Below are 20,386 nucleotides of genomic sequence, written 5' to 3' on the forward strand. Positions count from 1 at the left end.
GAACCATGGCTTCCACTCACTTACCCTCCTCCTCGCACGACGGCCGGCACCGGGCCGCACTCAGAGCTCTCGCACTGTTCCTGACCTGCGGGTTGCTGACCTCCATGGCCACCTTGCTGACCACGGAGCCGGCACGGGCGGCGCCCGTCACCGATCTCCGGGCGGTGACGTGGAACTCCCAGGGCGGGAACAAGTGGGAATCCGTCAGGACGAACCTCTTCAAGGAGGCCGACGTCCTGGCACTCCAGGAGGTGAACACCCCTCCGCTGCCCTTCGTCGCCCATGACGAGCTGACCCGGCTCAGCAACACGAGCGACGCCACGACGACGCCCGGCGGCCTCCCGAGCCTGAAGTACAAGGTCTACTCCGGGCGGTTGGCCTCTTCCGACAGGCCCCGTGGCATCGGCGGCCGGATCATCTACGTGGACATCCTCGACAAGGACAAGTGGGGGACCGGGGGAAGCGGGAACGACGCGGACCCGGACACGCAGCGCAACGCCCAGCGGTCCATGGGCGTGTGGGTGAACGACACGGTCGCCGACAGGTTCGACGCCCTCAAGGACATCAAGCTCGTCACCCCGCACTCGGACCCGGACAAGCGGTGGATCCGCTCCCGTCCGGCGGTGGGCGTACGGATCGGCGGCACCTGGTACTTCGACGTCCACGCGGCGTCCATCCGCGTCGAGCTGACACCCAACCCGCACGCGAAGGCACTCGTGCAGGCGGTCGCCGACGCCGTGGACGGCGAGCCGTGGCGGATCCTGGGCGACTTCAACTCCAACTCCCAGTCCTTCAGGGCCCAGGTCAACGGCAACACCTACTACGCGACCAAGAACGGCAAACCGAACGGGGTACCGGTGCCGACCCATCTGTCCGGGCACCCGCTGGACTTCATGGTCGCCAGCGAGGGCCTGACCAACCTCGCGGTCACCGTCAACCGTGGCGGCGGGGCGGACCACCTCCCCATCCGCTTCGCTCCCGCGGGCTCACGCGAATGCGGGCCGAACTGGGACGCCAAGACGCTGTACGGTCCGGTCGCCCTGGCCGCCCGCGCCGCGGCGGCGGACCCGGAGTCGTGCATCGGCAACGACGCGGTGGTCTCCATGGGCGACAGCTACATCTCCGGTGAGGGCGGGCGCTGGCAGGGCAACGGTGCCCCGGAGCTCTCCTACCGCAGCCGCCAGGGCTCCGCGTACGGCACCGACCGGGCCGCGGTCAACTGCACCGGCGCCGGCAAGGACGAGGTCTGCGAGCACAATCCGGCGAAGGTCTACGGCGACACCGCCGACGGCAAGGAGATGTGCCACCGCTCCGACCTCGCACCGATCAAGAGCATCGGCGACGTGCTCGGCATCCCGGAGCACCGCAGGTTCAACATCGCCTGCTCGGGCGCGACCACGAAGGACGTCACGGACGACACCTTCAAGGGCGAGGAGCCCCAGGTCGTACAGCTCGCCAGGATCGCGTCCTACAACAACGTGAAGTACATCGTGCTCTCGATCGGCGGCAACGACCTGGGCTTCTCCGACATCGGCTTCAACTGCGTCACGGCCTACATCGGCAACAAGCCGTGCAGCACCAACGGCCGGGCCGACATCCAGGAGAAGATGCGGGACGTCAGGGCGAAGGTCACCGCCACGATCGCGAAGATCAGGGCCACGATGACCGAGGCCGGGCAGGAGAACCCGAAGATCATCGTGCAGGCGTACCCGAACCCGCTGGCGTCGGTGGACAACAACCGGTACCCGTCCACGTGGCTGAGCTGGGCGCGCATGATGAGTGGCGGCTGCGCCGTGCTGGACCCGGACACCGACTGGCTGCACTACGAGGTCCTGCCGCGGCTGAACGAGGCCGTCGCCGATGCGGCGCAGGACCAGAAGGCCATCTTCCTCGACACCCAGAGCGCCTTCGCCGGCCACGAGTTGTGCGCCAAGACCTCCTCCCAGGCGTCCGACCAGAACTCGTTGGCCAACCCGCCGCAGGCCAAGGACTCCGAATGGGTCCGCTGGATCCCCGGTCTCGCCGAATGGCTCCCGTACACCCAGGGGGACAAGCAGGAGGCCATCCACCCCAACGCCTTCGGGCAGCAGGCGCTGGCCACCTGCGTGAAGAAGACCATCGCGGCCACCAGTGCGCAGGCGCAGGGCTACTTCACCTGCACCGGATCGGCCGGATCCACCCCGGATCAGCTGGTGGTCACCGAGAAGCCGGACGACTACCTGTGGCCCGACGGCTGGACGGGACCGGTGGACAGGACCCTGCAACTGCGCAACGCGGGCAGCGGCGACCTGCTCGACGCCGACTGGGGCGGTGAAGGAGCCTGGGCCAAGGCGACGGGCGCAGCCGGCTCCGAACGCCAGCAGTGGCGCGTGGACGACTTCCAGCGGCTGGACGGCGAACTGCGCCACCCCGGCGGCGCGGTCCAGCAGGTCCGCGCCGTCGCCACGATCAAGTACGGTGCCACCTTCCTCCAGTCGGATGACGTACCCCGCTGGGTGAAGCTCGTGGCGGGGCAGAACGGCAGGCCCACGTCCTGGGCGGTGGGCCACACCCTGCCCAACGGCTCCTCGCAGCTCTTCGCCTACCGGAGCAACGGCGCGGGCGGGTACGACATCACCGGCTGCCTGACCCAGAACCCGCGCGCGATCGGCAAGGACGACCACCAGAGCTGGCTGAGCGTCGAAGGCTGCACCTACGACCTGAACCAGCAGTGGTGGTTCGAGGACCCGACCGACACGGGCGTACAGCCCTCCGCGGACGGGTGGTCCACCACCGCGTCCGGACAGCTCATGTCGACCGGCACGCGGGCCTGCGTCAGCGCCGACCAGGGCACCCAGGTCGTACTGGCGCAGTGCGCGGACGGCACGGCACAGCAGTGGGCGACCCGCGCGTCGGTGGCCGCCCCCGCGAAGGCCAAGTCCGCGCTGTCCGCCGCGTCCGGTCCGGCCGCAGACCCCCACGGAGCGTTCTTCTTCGTCAGCCGGAGCTCCGGCAAGTGCCTGGACTACGACCTGCAGAACACCCGGGTGGGGCAGTGGGAGTGCAACGGCGGAGAGAACCAGCAGTGGTACCACTACGGCGACACGCTGCGCTCCGTCAGTACCGGTGAATGCCTCAAGCCCGGCGACGACAGCACCGTCATACCGGCCGACTGCGGCACCGCTCCCGCGCAGTGGGAGGGCGGCGACGAGCCCCGGGACAAGGAGCGCGTCTCCTTCGAGTCCGCGACGGGCCTGGCCATGGACCTCACCGCCGGGGACACCTCGGCGGGGACGAAGATCCTCGGCTGGACGCCGTGCCGGTGCAAGGCGAACCAGGACTGGGACCTGCACGCCGACGCCCAGAACATCTGGCGCATGGCCCCGAGCGCGCTCGACTCCCGGCACGTGTCCTACGACGCGCACGACCAGACCGTCACCCTGATGGACGCGGTCAGCGACAACAAGGGCGAGCAGTGGCGCCTCGAACCGGCCGGAGGCGGCTGGTACCGCATCGTCAGCGCCCTGGACGGCAAGAACGTGACGGCCGTGGACCAAGGCGAGCCGCTGGCACTCAAGGAGCCGTCGAACGCCCTGGGGCAGCTCTGGAAGATCACACCGAACAGCTGACGGCCACGGCGCACCCCGTGACGATCAGCACGCGCACGGCGCCGTGACCGCCTGCCGGGTCCCCCTCGCCCCGAGGGGGACCCGGCAGTGCTGTCGGGCCCGGTGGGCGCTACGCCGGCGGCAGGAGCGAGGCGACCAGGGTGGCGAACTCCTCGGGGGTGACGATGCGGATGGCCAGTTCCTCGGCCTTGGCGCGCTTGGAGCCGGCCTTCTCGCCCGCCACCACGAGGGTGGTGCGCTTGGAGATCGAGGAGGAGGCCTTGCCGCCGGCCCGCTCGATCAGTTCGTTCATCTCGTTGCGGGACAGGGCCGCGAGGGGCCCGGTCATGGAGCCGGTCACCACGACGGCCTGACCGGCCAGCGGGCCCTCGGCGGCCGGGGCCTCGGAGTCGTCCGCCCCGGCGGCCGGGCCGGCCGGCGCGGCCGGCTCGGTGACCTGTACGCCCACGCCCTGGGCCTGGAGCCGTTCGAGGAGCGGGGCCAGCTCGGCGAGTTCGGCCGCGATGACGCGGGCCTTCTCGGTGCCGATGCCGGCGACCCCGGCCAGGGTGTCGGCGTCGGCGGCCCGGATCGCGGACATCGAGCCGAAGTGCGCGGCGATCCGGCGCGACATGGTGCGTCCGGTGCCGCGGACGCCGAGCGCGCAGAACACGCGGTTCAACGCGGCCCCGCGGGCGGTCTCGATGGCGGCCAGCAGGTTGTCGGTGCTGGTGTCGCCCATCCGCTCCAGGCCGAGCAACTGCTCGCGGGTCAGCGTGAACAGGTCGGCGATGTCCTTGACCAGGCCGCTCTCCACCAGCTGGACGGCGCGCGTGCCGCCGAGGCCTTCGATGTCGAGCTGGTCCCGGCCGGCCGCGTAGATCACGGAGGCCACGGCCTGGCAGTTCCGGCCGCGCACGCACCGCCACCGCTGCTCGGAGGTGTCGATCTCGTCGCCGCAGCGGGGACACGCCGCAGGGAACTCGATCGGGCTCTCGGCCCCGGTCCGCCGGTCGGCCAGCGGGGCCTCCACCCGGGGGATCACGTCACCGGCCCGGTACACGAAGACCTGGTCGCCGACCATCAGCCCGCGACGGGTGATGTCGGCCGGGTTGTGGAGCGTGGCGTAGGTGACCGTCACCCCGTCGATGACCACGGGCTCCAGGACGGCGCGCGGGGCGATGATGCCGGTGCGGCCGACGTTCCACTCCACCGCCAGCAGGCGGGTGACCTTGTGCTCGGCGGCCAGTTTGCGGGCCACCGCCCATCTCGGGGCGCGCGAGCCGGTGCCCGCCTGCCGCTGGTCCCCGACCGCGTCGGCCTTCACCACGACACCGTCGATGCCGAACGGCAGGGCGGCCCGCAGCCCGGCGATCACGTCGATGCGCTCCTGCACCTGCTCGACGGTCTCGTACCGCGCCGGGGCCGCGGCCGTACTGGCGGCCGTGTTGGCGCCGAGGGCGGCCAGGGTCTCCAGCAGCGCGAGGTGGCCGAGGTCGTCCAGGCCGATCGCGCTGTAGGCGAAGAAGGTCAACTCGATGCGGTACGGCCGGTCCTTGGCCCGCAGGGTGCCGGCCGCGCCGCTGCGCGGGTGCGCGAAGGGCGGCGCCTCGTGGGCGAGCCGGATCCGGTTGGCCTCCTCGAACTGCGCGGTCGTCAGCAGCACCTCCCCGCGCAGCTCGACGTCGATCGGCTCGGTGAGCACCCGCGGCAGCCCGAGGACGGCCTCGGCGGCGTGCGTGATGTCCTCGCCGGCCAGGCCGTCGCCGCGGGTGAGGACCTGTACGAGCCGGCCCTCGCGGTACCGGGCGGCCACCGCGAGACCGTCGAGCTTCGGCTCCACGCACCAGCCGGCCACCGGGCGCCCCAGGCGTCGCTCCAGCCCGGCGGCCCACTCGGCGAGCCCGTCGGCGTCGAAGACGTTGTCCAGGGAGAGCATCGGGACCGAGTGCGGGACGTCGCCCTGCACGGCCCCGCCCGCCACCTTGCCGGTCGGCGACTCGGCCAGCACCTCCTCGGGGTGGGCCTCCTCGTACGCCGCGACGGCGCGCAGCAGCGCGTCGTACTCGTCGTCACCGAGCGGGGTGGTCCCGTCGCCGTAGTACGCGGCCGCCGCCGCCAGGGCGGTGGTCACGGCCTCCGCGTAGGCGGCCGGCGAGGACAGGGAGGTGCTGTTTTCGGTCATGAAGGTCATCATCACGCCCGGCACTGACAACGCCGGCCGCCGACGTCCGGGTCGGCCGGCGAGGTCCGCGTGCACGGGACGGCGGCACGCGTCGGGACCCGCGGGATCCGCGTCACCCCGCCCGGAGGCCGACCGCCAGGGTCAGCTCGAGGACCCGCTGCGGCGAGGCCAGGTCGGGGAACAGCTCCCGCAGCTGCGACATGCGGTACCGGACGGTCTGGGGGTGGACGAACAGCGCCGCCGCCACCTCGTCCCGCCGGCCCTGGTGCAGCAGCCACGCCCGCAGGGTCTCCTCGAGCCGCCGCGCGGTCGCGGCCGGCACGCTCCGCAGCGGTGCGAGGGCCCGGGCCCGCAGGTCGGCGAACGCGTCCGCGTCCGCGCTCAGCACCAGCTCCGGCAGGTGGTCCTCGGTGTCCCGGATGCCGCAGCCGAGGGAGCGCGCACGGACCGCCCGGGCGTACGAGGCGGACGCGCGCGTCCACGGCCGGGCCGGGCCCACCACGGCCGTCTCCTCGGGCAGCTGCCGCAGGAGGTGCGCCCGGTCGGCGTCCGGCACGAGGAGTACGCCGGAGGCGTCCGCCAGGTCGTCGAGGACCAGGGTGCCCGGGTCGAGCGTGCGATAGGCCGGCCGGGCCTGGGCGGCGGGCAGCAGCACCGCCGTCAGCGAGACCGGCGGCGGCCACCCCGCCCGCCCGGCGGCGGCCAGGAGCAGGTCCGGGCTGGCGCCGGCGAGCAGGTCGCGGGCCAGCTGCTCCAGGTGGCGCTCGTGGGCCCGGCCCCGCGCCGCCAGCTCGTCGGCGTGCCCCGCCGCGCTCGCGGCGGAGAGCTCGTCGATGTAGGCGAAGGTCAGCTCGGCGAACTTGGCCACCTGGGCGGCGGGCAGCCCCGCGGGTACGGCCCCTGCGGCCAGGCCCCGCCAGGCCACCCGGGCGCCGACCCGGTAGGCGCTGAGCAGGGCGTCCATCGAGCGGCCGTCGCGGACCTCGCCGCGGCCCAGCTCGTAGGCCGCGGCACCGGTGTCCACGCCCGTGGCGTTCCCGCTCGCGAGGTCGAGGTAGAGGCCCAGGGCGGTGCGGACGGCCCGGCGGATGGTGGCACCCATGCGGCCCGAGAGGGCGTTGGCATAGGGCGGGACCTCGTCGATGATCGCCTGGACGACCTCGTCCGCGGTGGTCCTCAGGACGGCCCGCAGCGCGGTGACCGTCGCGTCATCGAGGACCAGTTCGCTGGCCTTCCGGACTGCATGGCTCACTTTTTGGTCCCTGCTTTTGTTCCCTGCGAACAATTCGACCGATCAGATTCACGTCTTGAGGACAGGACTTTACCCCCTGAAGCGCATCAAGCTGGGGTCATGACGAGTACAGCCCTCCGTAGCAGGGCGTGGAAACTGCTCGAGATGGTCACGACGCCGGTGCTGCCGTCGGACTACCTCGACCTGGTCAGCCCGCTGCGTGCGGGCGCCGACCTGCGGGGGCGCATCGAGGCGGTGCTCCCCGAGACGGCCGACGCCGCGACCATCGTGATCAGGCCCGGCCGGGGCTGGCGCGGCCACAGGGCCGGCCAGTACGTGCGGATCGGGGTGGACGTCGACGGCGTGCGCCTGTGGCGCGCCTACTCGGTCACCTCGCCGACCGACCGCCGCGACGGCCGGATCGCGATCACCGTGAAGGCCATCCCGGACGGCAAGGTCAGCAACCACCTCGTCCGCCGGGTGCGTCCGGGCACGCTGATCCGGCTCGACCAGGCCACCGGTGACTTCGTCCTGCCGCCGGCCACCCCCGCCAAGGTGCTGTACCTGACGGCCGGCAGCGGCATCACCCCGGTGATGGGCATGCTGCGCGAGCACCGGTTCGACGACGTCGTCATGGTCCACTCCGCGCCGCGCCCGCAGGACGTGATCTTCCGCGACGAGCTGCACGACCTGGTCGCGAACACCACGCTGCGCCTCACCGAGCTGCACACCGACACCGACGGGCTGCTCGACGTCGGCCGCCTCGGCGAGCTCGTCCCCGACTGGGCCGAGCGCGAGACCTGGGCGTGCGGCCCCGCCGGCCTGCTCGACACCGCCGAGGACCACTGGTCGATGCACGGCGTCCCGGAGCGCCTGCACACCGAACGCTTCCGCCCCACCGCCGTCGTCACCGGCGACGGCGGCGAGGTCACCTTCGCCACCACCGGCAAGACGGTCGACGCGGACGGCGCCACGCCGCTGCTGGACGTCGGCGAGGAGGCCGGCGTGCTCATGCCGTCCGGCTGCCGGATGGGCATCTGCTTCGGCTGCGTCACGCCGCTCACCTCGGGCGCCGTCCGCGACCTGCGCACCGGCGAGATCACCGAGGCCGGCACCGGCGTCCTCATCCAGACCTGCGTGTCCGCCGCGGCGGGCCCCTGCGACCTCGAACGGTAGGAGCACCGTGACCGCCATCGACCCCACCGCCCACCTCACCGCGGAGCAGATCGAGGAGCTCGGCCGCGAGCTGGACGCGATCCGCGACGAGGTCATCGCGAGCCGCGGAGAGAAGGACGCCGCCTACATCCGCAAGGTCATCACGGCGCAGCGCACCCTCGAGCTGGCCAGCCGGGGCGTCCTGCTCTTCTCGTTCTTCCCGCCCGCCTGGCTGATCGGCACCGCCGGCCTGTCGGTGGCGAAGATCATGGACAACATGGAGATCGGCCACAACATCCTGCACGGCCAGTGGGACTGGATGCGGGACCCGAAGATCCACTCCACCACCTGGGACTGGGACCACGTCTCGCCGGCCGACCAGTGGAAGCACTCGCACAACGAGCTGCACCACACGTACACCAACGTGCTCGGCAAGGACAACGACCTCGGCTACGGCATCATGCGCGTGGACGAGGACCAGAAGTGGCACCCGGTCCACCTCGGCCAGCCGCTGTGGAACTTCCTCAACGCCTGTTTCTTCGAGTACGGCATCGCCGCCTACGACCTGGAGCTCGGCCGGAACCTGGCCAAGGACCGCCGCAAGAACCCGGAGTTCCGCGCGCGGGCCCGGGCGGTGGGCCGCAAGATCCGCAAGCAGGTCCTCAAGGACTACGTGATCCACCCGCTCCTGTCGGGCCCGTCCTTCCTGACCACGCTCGCCGCCACGTTCACCGCGAACCTGGTCCGCAACATCTGGTCCCACTCGGTCATCATGTGCGGCCACTTCCCCGAGGGCGTACAGGTCTTCGAGCGCCGGTCGATCGACGGCGAGACCCGCGGCCAGTGGTACCTGCGCCAGATGATGGGCTCGGCGAACATCAGCGGCAGCAAGGCCATGCACTTCATGACCGGCAACCTGTCGCACCAGATCGAGCACCACCTCTTCCCGGACCTGCCGAGCAACCGCTACGCCGAGGTCGCGGTGAAGGTCCGCGCCCTCTTCGAGAAGTACGAACTGGACTACGTCACCGGCCCCCTCCCCAAGCAGGTCTACTCCGCCTGGCACCGAGTCCTCCGCCTCTCCCTCCCGAACAGGAAGACCCCCCTCCCCACCCCGGACCGCGAACGAGAACTGGTCTCGGTCTGATCCCGGGGCCTGGAGTAGAGGCACGCCCCCCGACAAGACACCGGCGCGGACCGGGAACCGGAGACGGGGCCGTGCCGAGCACCTACCTTCCTTCGACCATGCTCCGCGCGACCTCCAGCAGGCTGCTCATGAGGACGGCAGCCACGTCGCCGGCCTCGGGATCGACGCTCACCATCGCTCGGGACCAGTCGCCTCCGTCCGGAACAACCACCGCGACGAAGGCGGTTCCGGCGGGCAGGTAGCGGAATTCGATCACCCGCTCCTCGGCCGCCACATCACTGAAATCGATGACTTCGACCTCGAAGTCCCCCAATTTCACTTGAACCTCGCGCGGAAGGCCGTGCGGTTGGGGGAGTCTGCCGCGCGGTCCCAGACGGCGAAGGTGATGCGGGTGAAGGGGGCGCCGTGGGTGTGGAGGGCTTCGGCGAAGGCGTCGGCGACCTCGGCCGGGTCGTTGCGGAACACGCCGCAGCCCCAGGCGCCGAGGACGAGTTCGCGGACCCCGTGGTGGGCGGCCGCGCCCAGGACGCGACGGGCGCGCTCGGTGAGGGTGTCCCGGACGTCGACCGTCTCGCCCGGTGAACGCAGCGCCAGCTGGCCGGCGTTGGGGGCGGGGGAGGTAAGGAAGGAGACCCGGTACGGCTGGTCGAGCAGGGCGCGGGCGCCGTCGCGGATCACCGGTACGTGCGGGGAGAAGATCACCCGGTGGCTGTACGCGAGGTCGGCGGACGCCCGGTGGGCCGCGTAGTAGTCGGGGGCCTCGAGCAGGCACGGGTACAGCAGGGCGGTGCGGCAGAGGTCCTCCTCCTGGGCCTTGGCCCCGCGCAGGTACCCGCCGCCGGGGTTGCGGGCCGAGGCGAAGTTGAGGACGGCGAGGTGCGCGACGCCTCCGTCGGTGAGGCGGCGCGCGGCACGCATGCTGTCCTCGTCGGTCACCTCGGCCGCACCGGCGAACGGACCGGTGCCCGCGGGGGCGAAGTCGGGGGAGTGCGAGACGGTGCCGGCCCGGGCGGCGGCGAGCGCCGGCGCTATCGAGACCCGGGCGCCGGCGGCGGTGGTGTAGCTGCCGGCGGTCGCGATGCGCTCGTTCTCGGTGGCGAGATTGCTCAGACGGTTGCTCATGGCTGGCGATGGTAGCGAGTATTTATTGTCAGTGTGACTATTTATGCACGACCCGCCGTGCCGGCGGCCGGCTCAATGACATCTGCCACGACGACGGGCTCACCTGCGGCTCCGGGTGACGGAACGTCAGCCGACCGGCGCCGCGCATTCCGCATCTCGCCCGCCCCGCCCGAAGTAGCCGGTAATAGCTGTAGTTTGGCTGGATCGGCCATAACCCTTCACTTTCTCACCGCGTCGCGCCACCATGGGCCACATATGCGACTGACGAATGACACCGGTACCTCCGATCGGGTCTGGCGGCCGTACGTGGACCCCCCTCTGCTCAACCCCGATCTGATCCGCACGTCGGACGTGCGGACCCACCCGGACTTCGAGCACCTCCGCCAGTACGTCTGCGCGTTCGTCTCGTGCCGGACCGCACCCGTGCACACCGCGGTCGCATTCAACGCGGTCTACTTCGGGTTCGACACCGAGGCCGGCGGCTACGCCGGAGGGCCGCTTGACGTGGGCGACTTCCCGTACGTCGCCCTTGGGGACCGGGCCGAGGCCCTGCCCGTCGGAGCAATGGTCAACATCCGTACCGGGGGCGACCTTTTACCGGCGGAGGTCGTGTACAAGGAAGGCGCCCACCCGGCCGTCGGGAGCACAGGAGACACTCCCGCTTGGCTTTCCGGCGCTCCTGCGGGCGCGCAAGGGCCGGGAGAGCACGAGCCGGCCGACGCGTCGACTCTGCACGAGCGGATGGTCTTCGACACCGAGGCGTTCGGTCAGAGCCTCGCCGCCACCACCGACCGGTTGAACAGACTGAGCCGCCGCGGGACAACGGACACGTTCGGGCACCTGCTCGTCGAATCCCGGTACCCGGGGTCCGAAGCCGACCTGGACGACACGGCGTACTACGTCCGCTACCTGATGACACGCGGACGGAGCCTGCTCACGAGCTCCCTCGCTCCCATGCCACTGCCGCTGATGCTGCCGCCTGCCAGTTCCCCGTCGGAGATGGAAGCCGCTCTGCTCCGGCTGATGTCCGTGGTCCGACAGGCCCTGGCATCTTCGCCGGAGCTTCGGATGTGGGGCGACTACGCCTTCACTCGAACGTCCATGGCCGCCCGCCTCGCTGACCGTGGACCGCTGGGGCGCGACGCACTGGAAGCGCTGGCCCAGTCGGTCGGGCGGTCGGCCGCGCCGATCGGCCGCCGCCGAGCCGCGGCACGGCCGAGCGCGGTCCACACGGCCCTCGGCCACGCGCTCCGGGCGCTGCCGCAGGCCTTCGGGTCTTTGCGGGGCACGGCGTACCCCCTGGCCGTCAGCCACGCCAACGTCCTGCTGGCGGACTACGTACGCGGCGAGACCGACGAGGAGACGGGCCTCCTGCCGAACGGCGTGCACCTGGCCCAGGAAGACCGCTGGCAGAGCGGTGGCCTATGGCGTGCCGAGTACCGGGCCGGTGACACTCCGGCCTGCGCTGGCACCGAGCCGTCCGCGCCCGCTACGCAAGCGGGCACCAGCGGTGCGGCTGAGTACTCGGCCACGTCTGACGAGGGTCAGTGGTGGCCGGACGACCGCGGTCTGGGCGAAGCCGTGCGAGGACCGGCCCGGCCGGACCGCGTCGAGTGGACACAGCCCCTGAGGGCCCATGACCTGTCGAACGGCCGACTTCCGCTGCCCCTCGAAGTCCTGGACGGCCTCGCTTCCGGCCGCTCGACCGCCGAGGAGGACGTGGCGAACCGCGTACGGCTCCTGCTCATCCATGGTGGGGCGGACCTGCCGCCCCACCAGGCCGCCCAGAACGCAGAGTGCGACGGGGAGGGCGCTCTGGCGGGCCTCGAGTGGCCCGACAAATTCTTCCCCGGAATCTTGCTCTTCCTGACCTGGCAACGTGCCGGCCGGGTCATCCAGGCCCGCACCGTGCGGCTGCCCCACCCCCAGACGATCGATGGCGAGCCCGTGGCGCACCGCTACGACCGACGCGTCCGCACCCGGGACGGCGGCGGGGACCCACCGGGCCGGGGACCCGGGCACGGCACCGAAGCGCTCGTCATGACGGCCGTCCGGCGTCTGGGCCTGCTCGACGCCTACGGCCGCGCCTTGCTCGCCCGCGACCGCCTCCACACCGCGGTGCGCCTCGTCATGGCGGACGTACCCCGCCACCCAGCCGCACCCCGGCTGGAAGCCGCCCTCCGAGAGCTGCTCGCCTCGGCCCGGCTCACCCTCACCCGGGGCAGCCGAGGTCCCGACGCTCGCGACCACTACCCGCCGAGGCCCCGCGAGACCACCCTGGAACTGGTCTGCTACACCCCCCTGGTGGTCGAGGGCAGACCGCGGGGCTCCGCTCCCTCGGACGACCCCGTGGGCGCCTGCAGGCCTGTCAATGGCCACCATGTTCCGGGATTCCTCCGCTTCATAGGCCATTTGGGCTACGAAGCGAGCGAAGAACAACGACGCTTGTTCCGGCAGGACTTCCTGACATTCGGCCTGGCCGGCTCGCCCGAGCTGCCCCCGGGCTACACCTACGTACGACCGCACCGCCGAGGTATCTGACCTGATCCGCGCCCAGCGGGACCGGGGAGCCTCGGCACGGAACATGAACCACCAGTACCAACCAGTTCGCAGGAGACCGCGTGACCTCACCCCGCCGGCGGCGTGGCCAGCTGTGCGAAGAACCCGAAACACCCTTCACCGTGGGCGAAGGACCCAACGCCGTGCTGGCACCCGTCCTCGTCGATGCCCTGGAGGCCCAGGCGCAAGCACTCAACTCACTGCCCTCACCCATTGGCTCCGCCGTGAAACTGCTCCAGCAGGCGGACGTGGAACACGCCTTGAACTCGATGTCGGTGCAATGGCGCCGTCACCTGCTCGGCACCCTGCGCATCTCCATTGCTGGCACCAGGGTGAGCCCCGCCTTGTGTCGGGACGTCCTGGCTCGGATGGCGCGCGACCCCGACTCCGCCAAGGCACGTCACGCGGCTGCCCACCTCACCCAGCCGCTCCTCCAGGACCTACTGACGGCCGTCGGGTCGTCGGAGCCCCTCACCCGGCGTTGGAGCCCCGCGCTGCTGCGCCTCGCCGCGTGGTCGCTCCTGCGCGTCAGCACGGAGGACGCGCCGGTGTGGCTCTGGGCCCTGGACCAGCCCTGGATGACCGACGAGTCGTCTCCGATGGACATCGCAGCCGTACGCGAATCAGTCGAGCGCCTGATGGATGTGCTCCAGCAGCCCCGGCGTGAACTCGAGGAAGGAGACGAGGCAGACATGGGATTGAACGAGGCAGCAGCCTTACCCTCCCCGTCTGACGATGCGCCCGCCCCGGACGCAACGCCGGAAGACGATCTGCTCGCCGCCCGCGTGGAGCGGATCGAGCGGGCCCTTGAGGCCGCGACCGCGTCCGTGCGGCGCGTCGCCGGGGCCCTGGCAGAACAGGCCAGGCCGGACGACGCGGACCTCGACGCGCTGCGCGAGGTGGCACTGTCCTTCGACGAACTCCTGACCGCACTGCGCCCGCATGGCCCGGTCCCCGAACGAATCGACCTCCCCGGCCTGCGGGAGCGGACCGCCCACGCGATCGAAGCGATGGGCATGGGACAAGTCCGTACGAGACTGCGGCTCATGTCCTGCCTGACCCGCAGCAGTGGCTCGGCGCTGCCGGCCGATGCGCTGCTCGGGGCACAGGAGAGGGCGGAGGCGCTCCGGGCCCAGGAGGTCTGGGACAAACAGGACCATGCCGATGCTGAAGCTCTCGACATACTCCTCAAGATGGTGGAACTCGCGCAGGGCAGCCAAGACCGGCCTGCGGAGATCCTCGAACTGCTCGGAGCGATGTCGGCCAAGGGACCCACCCCCACACTGGTGATGCTGGCCGCGCAACACGCCGGCCTGGCGCTCACCAGCGGGCGGGAACCCTCAAGTGACACTGAGGAGCGCCTCCCCGGGGACGCGGAACCGGTCACCGACCCCGCGTCCCCGGGCCTGAAGGCCGCCCAGGCCGTGCCCGTCAAACCGGCATCGGTACCCGCACAGACATCGGTGCCGGACCCGACGCCCGTCATCGCCGGGTCTCCGGCCCCGGAGGCGGAGACCCGGCGTGGCGGTCCCACACTGGCCGCTTCCCCGGCTGTGAGCCCCTCCGAGCGGGCGCGGCCGCCAGTGCCGGCGCCGGCGGCGCCCGCTTCGACCGCCGGAGCCGTATCCCCGTACGTGCCACCGCAGCCGACCGGCGAGCCGGATGCCACCCCGGCGTCCACCGCGGACTCCTGCGACGTGCCGGCAATGGCCGGTGCGCGGCGGGCCGCTGAACTCGCGCCCCTGCTGGAAGCCCGGCGCTTCGGCACGGCTGCGGCGCTCGCCGAGCAGAACGGCGAATCCCGCTGTCGTGTCTCCACCCTGCGGATCTCCGCGTACGCCGAAGCGCTGCGATCGGCCAGCGGCGAGTGCGCCTCCCACGTCCGGGCCGAACTCGCCGAGATGGATCTCGATGAGCTGGTGGGCAGCCGGCCGGACGCCGCCCTCGTCACCGCCGCCCTGCTGCGGACCGTCCTGATCACGGGCGACCCCGAGACCAGCGCCCCGTTGGAGCGGGTGGCGTCGGGCCTGCCGCCGAGCCTCGCTTCCATCGCAGGCGAGGTCGCGCTCCGCGCGCTGCGGTCGACGCTGCTCCACTCGCCGCCGCTCGCCGTGGCCCAGGGCGCTGCCGAACTCGAGAAGACCATGCGGGAGGCCCGCGAGGAGTGCCGTCAGGGCCTTGACCAGATACCCCGCATCCGGTTCAACCGCGCGACCGAAATCACCCGTATCTGGCTCGCCCCGGAGGGGCTCGTCGGCCGGCTGCTGCGGAGCGCCGCAGAAGACGACAGGGCCGTTCTCGACGAGATCTCCGAGCGTGTACGGGAGCTGAGCGTCGACTCAACGCTCCAGGACGAGCTCAACGAGATCGACCGCCGGATGATGAAGTCCAGCAGGAGCCCTCTGGAAGGCCCCGCCCGACAGAATCTGCTGCGGCTGGTGCGCGAGCGTCTGCGGTGGGTAGAGAAATGGGTCACCGCCGCCCGTGCCCTCAACGCGGGTACGCAGGACTGGAGCATCGATCAGGTCCAGGAAATGCGTACCAACGTACTGGCGCTCCGGCACAGCGTGCTCTCGGACCTGGCGGAACAGGCCCTCACCGACGACCCGTACACCGCCACTGCCATGCGCTCGGCTGCCGATTCCCTCCGCCTGACGTGCGAGCTCCTCGCCGGTGACGCCCGGCTCGACCCCACGGAGCCGCCGGCCGAGACCGTGCTCGGCGCCGACCTGCTGAAGATGGCGGGCGTGCGGGTGGACGCGACGACCGGGCACGTGGTCCCGCCCCGCCTCACGTCCGCCACCATCGCGAGCGCTGCGGGCAGGACATGGGAGGAGGCCGTCAGCGGTCACGCCACCGCTGAACGGTTCGACGTCGCTACCCACCTGATCGAGCTCTCCGAGCGGGGCCACCTGCCCCGTCTCGATGGCGATGGCAAACCGATCGCCGAGTCCGTGCAGGTGGAGGTGGACGAGGCCGCCAGGCGTACGGTCACCGAGCTTGAGGTGAAGCGGCGGGAGCTGGAGGACGCGCTGCGACGCACCCGGGTCAACGGCGTGTTCAAGGAAGAGGAGGAGCGCGACTTCGAGCACCGGCTCAAGGCCTCCGTCATCACCCCGGCGTCCGACCTCTCCTCGGTGCGCCGGCGACTGGCCGCTCTGTCGGAGGAACTGGAGCGGGCCCACGCGAAGGCGGTGGCCACCTTGCGGACCCGGCTCATGGAGATTCCCGACCTCAAGCCTGAGAACGTCGCCAGGGTCACGCCTATCCTCGACGACGGCGACCTGCTGACGGCGGAGGAGCTGATCTCCCACCTCTCCAACGGCGAGAGTATCCCCGACACACGCCAGGCCGACCATCCGCTGGACGCCTTCTTCCCCGCTGTGCCGGACGCACTGCCTCACGGCATCACAGCGGAACTCATCCAGGCGGTGCAGGAGCGCAGGCGCTTCCTCGACCTCGACGCCCTCGACTTTTCCACGATGTCGGAGGAGTTCACAGAGCAGGCGGCCCAGGGCCTGGCTGGCTGGCATGAGATGGCCAGCCGCCGGGGAGGGCGGAGGCTGGAGGGACTGAGCGAGGAGAACCTGCTCATGCCCGCCCTGCGGCTGATCGGCTACCGTAGTCTGCGCAGGCCGCAGCGGGACCGGCAGCGGAGCACCACACCTGACCACCGGTTCCTTGACCTCGTCGAGGTGGGGTACACGGGCAACGCGCTCGTGCCGGCCTTCGGTTCGGCCCTGCGAGGCCGGCTCCGGGTGATGCTCGCCTGGGGTCAGCCGAAGCCCGAGGCGCTGATGGCCCGCGTCCAGCAGGACCCGAGCCAGGACAGCCTGTTGGTCGCCTACTTCGGAACCCTCTCGGCACAGGACCGGACGGCGCTGGCGGTGCTGAGCGTCGGCCGCCGGCCGATGGTCGTGCTCGACGACGCGGCACTGGCCCACATCGCGGCACGCGGCAACCAGCTGCTGGACCGCGCCATGCAGGTACTCCTGCCTTTCTCGGCGGTGAACCCCTACGTCAGCGAGAAGCGCGGCCGGGTCGCGCAGGAGATGTTCTTCGGCCGGCTGGACGAGCTCGGCTCGGTCCAGGATCCGGCGGGGAACCAGGTCGTCTTCGGCGGCAGGGGTCTCGGCAAATCCGCCCTGCTGAAGGAGGCGGGCAGGAACTTCACCGCCCAGGCGCCCGCCGCGCACGTGAGCTTGGCGCTGAGCCTCGACTCCACGTACAACGGCACCAGCGCGCAGGCCTCCGCTGTCTGGAACATCATCGGGCGTCGGCTGCTGGAGGAGGACGCGCTGATCCTGGCGAAGCGGGTCAGGCCCGACGCAGTCCTGACGGCGGACGCCGTCGTGGCCGGAATCCGGGCATGGCTGAAGCACGACAGCAGCCGACGGATGCTCATCATGCTGGACGAGGCGGACGGCTTCTTCGAGTCGGATTCACCGAGGTTCACCGAGACCCGTCGCCTGCGGGACCTCAGCTCGGAGACGAACGACAGCGTCAAGATCGTGTTCGCCGGACTGCACTCGGTGCAGCGGTACGCGACCCTCGCGGTGAACAACCCGTTCAGCCACCTCTCGCAACACCCGACGGTCATCGGCCCGCTGCAACCCCAGGACGCGGCCAACCTGCTGCTGAAGCCGCTGGCGGCGCTGGGCTACAGGTTCGACGAACCGCCGCTCGTCCACCGGATCCTAGGACACTGCTCCTACCAGCCGTTCCTCCTGCAGATGTTCGCGCACCGGCTCGTGCAGACCATGCACACAGGGCGGGAGAGGGGCCGCGGCCCGCTGTACTCGATCACCCGCGCGGACGTGGAGCGGGTCCAGTCGGACAAGGACCTGCAGCGCAGCATCACGGCAGCCTTCCACGACACCCTGCGGCTCGACTCCCGATACAACATGATCGCCAACGTCGTGGCGCACCACGCCCACCACCAAGGGATCGATGCCAGGATGACCCACGCGGAGCTGCGGGACGAGTGCACGTACTGGTGGGCAGAAGGGTTCCGGGACCTGGACCCGGACCAGTTCCGCGCCTATCTCACCGAGATGGAGGGACTCGGGGTGCTTGCCCCCGATCCCGAGTACCGCGGCTGGCACCTGCGCAGCGCGAACGCCCTGAGCATGATCGGCACGCTGGAGGACGTCGACGCGCAGTTGCAGAACACATCAAGCCGGGAGGTCACCGAGCGGCTCACGGCCATGGAGACCCGGCACCGGTCCGCCCATTCGCACGCGCACTGCCCGCTCACCGCGGCGCAGATCGCGGACCTTCTGCCGGGCCGGCAGGTCGTGGGCAGCGAAGGCGGCCGCCGGAACCTCGCCCGCGTGGTCATCGGGTCACCCGCCACGGGGATCAACCGCGTCGGTTCGGGACTGCGCGAGGTCGCGGAGGCGACGGGCTGGAAGATGCCCGTCATCAACCGGCGCGCCGACTTCGAGCGCGAGCTCGTCGGCGGAGCGGCGGGCACGAGCCGCCTTGTCCTTTCCGACCTGACCGTGAAATCCCCCGGCGAACAGACCTGCCTCGACTCGCTGGACATGGCGGCAACCTGGCTCCCCACGGGCCCGGGCATCACGCGATCCGCTGTGGTGGTGGTCGGGCTCGAACAGATCCGGCTATGGGGGGATCTGCTGTCCGACCAGCAACGACGCGAGTTGAACATTGTCACCCTCCGGCGCTATACCCGCCACGGGCTGCGCACCTGGGCGCTGGACCAGAAGAGCGCCTTCACCTCGGAGTCGGCCCTCACCCAGCTGGGAGCGACCACGGGGGGATGGCCCCTGCTCGTCGACGATCTCGCAGAACAACTGGCCAGGGGCGTCTCCGAGGGCAACGCCCTCCGCTCGCTGCGGGAACGGCTGGACGACTCTGAGGGCGCGCGGGCCTTCCTGGCTCAGGTGGGACTGGTACCGAAGGCGCCCCTGTGGTCGGCGTTCGCGGTGATCGTGGAACTCATGACGGAAGAGGGCCTACCCTTCGAGGACCTCGAGGCCGCAGTGGAGAGCGGACGTTACGATGCGACGGTCAGTGCGGCCGATATGGTCCGCACTCTGAGAGCGCTTCAGGTGTTCGACGTGGACCCGGACGGCCTCCACCGCCCCGAACCCGTTCTGCTCTCCTGCTGGAACCGCGTCACACCTTCCTGACCCGTCGTGGCGACGCCGCCTACGCCCCCAGCCCGCCTGCGCCGCCTTCCCACCCGGGAGGCAGCGCAGGCGGGCTCGGGAATGGCCGACCACGGCGGCCGAGGTCGCAAGGGCAGCGCCCAGTCGGGCGAGGCAGCACCGTGGCGTCGTAATGCACCACGGCAGGCATTGTCGGCGGCGCTGGATTCGGGGCCGGCTGAGTCCCTTTCAGGCACGTTCGGCAGGCGGCATGGTGAGGTGCACGTCCTCCGGGCGGCGACTCTCGCCGGTACCACCGTCGAGTGGTACGACCACTCACTCATCCGACGCTAGGACCTGCGAGTACGGGCTCTGTCGGGGGTCCGAGCCAGCACGGAACCAGTACCGGAACCGGAGGGTGATGTTCTCTCTCTCGGGGGGCGGGAGCCGGAGCGAGCGCTGGCGGGCCCTCAGCGTCGGTCTCGGGCGGTAGCGGGAGCCTCCTCCGTCGACCACAATTGCCTGTCGGCCCGACGATGCCGTGCGCATCGCGAACGACGCGGCGCACCCCGCCGGTTCGAACCCCTCAGCGCCGACGAAGCCCGCAAGTTCCTGCCGCCACCAGCGGGCACCGGTTGCAGTCGCTGCTAGAACTGGCTCTGCACACTCGGCTCCGCAAGGGTGAACTCCTCGGCCTGCGCTGGCAGACCTCTACCTGGCCGGCGGAACCGTCAATATCAGACGCTCTCTCCAGCGCACCACTTCCGGCGGCCTGATCGCCCTCCCGACGAAGACCAAGACCTCGGAGCGTCGCATCGTCCTGCCAGCACCGTGCCAGTGCTCCCTCGACCAGCACGACCGACAACTTAAGGAATGTGAGGCGGTGGGGGCGGGCCGGGAGGGCAGCGGCTACGTTTTCGCCCGCCCCGACGGCGCTCCGATCGAAGGGTCCACCCTCACCCGGCACTTCAACACCCTGCTCCACCAGGCCAGACTCCGCCGCATCCGGTTCCACGGCCTCCGCCACTCAACCGCGATCCTCCATCGGCGTCACCGCCACCGTCTACGCCACGTCCGGCTCCGCCTCCAACGGGATGCCATCTGCCTCCTCGGCCACTCGCTCCGCACTCCCGCCGACACCGGAAAGCGGTCCGACGACAGCAAGGAACCGCGGCTCTGCGCGACCCCCGTCCGCTGACGTTTCCGTCAACTACTGCCGTCACGGCGCGCTGAAGCCCCGCCAGGCAGTGCCTGGTGGGGCTTCATATTTGCGAACGCAGGCTACCT

At 71.0% G+C, this 20,386-nt stretch carries 9 protein-coding genes; 5 read left to right on the forward strand and 4 right to left on the reverse strand.

Annotated features, from left to right (window positions below):
• Nucleotides 1-5 precede the first annotated feature (5 nt).
• Nucleotides 6-3,608 carry an RICIN domain-containing protein gene (locus AB0O40_RS04600; RefSeq protein WP_365035568.1) on the forward strand — a complete coding sequence of 1,201 codons (3,603 nt, stop codon included), beginning with the start codon at nt 6-8 and terminating at the stop codon, nt 3,606-3,608.
• A 109-nt stretch (nt 3,609-3,717) separates the two neighbouring features.
• Here the strand turns inward: AB0O40_RS04600 and ligA are convergent, their stop codons facing one another.
• Together ligA and AB0O40_RS04610 are read right to left on the reverse strand one after the other, a co-directional pair.
• On the reverse strand, nt 3,718-5,781 hold the full coding sequence (gene ligA / locus AB0O40_RS04605; RefSeq protein WP_365035694.1) for an NAD-dependent DNA ligase LigA: 2,064 nt from the start codon (nt 5,779-5,781) through the stop codon (nt 3,718-3,720).
• A 103-nt stretch (nt 5,782-5,884) separates the two neighbouring features.
• A complete protein-coding gene (locus AB0O40_RS04610) occupies nt 5,885-7,024 on the reverse strand; it encodes a helix-turn-helix domain-containing protein (RefSeq protein ID WP_365035570.1) in 1,140 nt (379 codons plus the stop codon).
• A 99-nt stretch (nt 7,025-7,123) separates the two neighbouring features.
• Between AB0O40_RS04610 and AB0O40_RS04615 the strand changes: the two genes are divergently transcribed.
• The gene (locus AB0O40_RS04615; protein WP_365035572.1) at nt 7,124-8,179 is read left to right on the forward strand and encodes a ferredoxin reductase; all 1,056 of its coding nucleotides are present in this window, start codon (nt 7,124-7,126) and stop codon (nt 8,177-8,179) included.
• Between the two features lie 7 nt (nt 8,180-8,186).
• A complete protein-coding gene (locus AB0O40_RS04620) occupies nt 8,187-9,305 on the forward strand; it encodes an acyl-CoA desaturase (protein ID WP_365035573.1) in 1,119 nt (372 codons plus the stop codon).
• A gap of 82 nt (nt 9,306-9,387) precedes the next feature.
• On the opposite strand, the gene AB0O40_RS04625 is transcribed toward AB0O40_RS04620, so the two are convergent.
• Entirely contained in the window at nt 9,388-9,618 is a 231-nt protein-coding gene (locus tag AB0O40_RS04625; protein ID WP_365035575.1) for a hypothetical protein, read from the reverse strand.
• 2 nt (nt 9,619-9,620) lie between these two features.
• Nucleotides 9,621-10,427, reverse strand: coding sequence for a TIGR02452 family protein (locus AB0O40_RS04630; RefSeq protein WP_365035577.1), 807 nt, complete (start codon nt 10,425-10,427; stop codon nt 9,621-9,623).
• A gap of 255 nt (nt 10,428-10,682) precedes the next feature.
• Here AB0O40_RS04630 and AB0O40_RS04635 point away from each other — a divergent pair, with 255 nt between their 5' ends.
• Both AB0O40_RS04635 and AB0O40_RS04640 read left to right on the forward strand, forming a co-directional pair.
• Entirely contained in the window at nt 10,683-12,968 is a 2,286-nt protein-coding gene (locus AB0O40_RS04635) for a hypothetical protein (RefSeq protein WP_365035579.1), read from the forward strand.
• 80 nt (nt 12,969-13,048) lie between these two features.
• Nucleotides 13,049-19,141 (forward strand): hypothetical protein, encoded by a 6,093-nt coding sequence (locus AB0O40_RS04640; RefSeq protein ID WP_365035581.1) that lies wholly within the window; start codon nt 13,049-13,051, stop codon nt 19,139-19,141.
• Nucleotides 19,142-20,386: the final 1,245 nt, after the last annotated feature.

It is taken from the genome of Streptomyces sp. NPDC089919, assembly GCF_040684615.1.
GTDB lineage: Bacteria > Actinomycetota > Actinomycetes > Streptomycetales > Streptomycetaceae > Streptomyces.